Annotated in this window: 1 pseudogene; it reads right to left on the bottom strand. The window is 63.3% G+C overall.

The features are described from left to right. Positions 1–653, bottom strand: a pseudogene (locus ACFFJ7_RS20945) (IS5-like element ISPme2 family transposase); the annotation flags it as partial. Positions 654–662: the final 9 nt, after the last annotated feature.

Genomic DNA, 662 nt, shown 5'->3' with positions numbered 1-662 from the left:
CCGCTCAACGAGATTGCGCAGGCGGTAGAGCCTGCGGTCAACGGCGACCCGTAGCTTCCGGGTTTTGCGCATGGGGATGACCGGCACCACGTCGCGCACCTCCATGGTCTTGCGGATGTTGTCGGAGTCGTAGCCGCGGTCTGCGAGCAGAACGCTTGGCTCGGGCAGGTTGTCAGCCATGACCAGATCGAAGCCGAGGTAGTCCGATGTCTGCCCGGCCGTGATCTCGGTTCTCATGGGCAGGCCTGCCGCATTGACCCGCAGATGGATCTTGGTCGTGAAGCCACCTCGCGAGCGGCCGAAACCTTGGCGCGGAGTCCCCCTTTTGCGCCCGCTGCCTGATGATGAGCGCGAACCACGGTGCTGTCGATCATCTGCAGCGCATCCGGCACGATCCGGCTCTCGTTCAGCGCCTCCAGGATCTGTTCCCACAGCCCCGCCAACGTCCAGCGCCGGAACTGCCGATAGACAGACGACCATTTGCCGAACTCTTCCGGCAGGTCGCGCCAGGGCGACCCCGTTCGGGCGATCCAGAAAATCCCATCCAGAACAAGCCGATGGTTCGTGGGCTTGCGGCCGTTCGGAGAACGGACAGCCAGGATGAAGCGTTCAAAGAACGCCCACTCGTCGTTCGACATCAGGTTTCGTGCCACGCTGGTCTC

The sequence above is a fragment of the Pseudochelatococcus lubricantis genome (assembly GCF_042432495.1).
GTDB classification, from domain to species: Bacteria; Pseudomonadota; Alphaproteobacteria; order Rhizobiales; family Beijerinckiaceae; genus Pseudochelatococcus; species Pseudochelatococcus lubricantis.
Note: the sequence above shows the minus strand (reverse complement) of the source record. Positions and strands in the feature narration are given on the sequence as shown.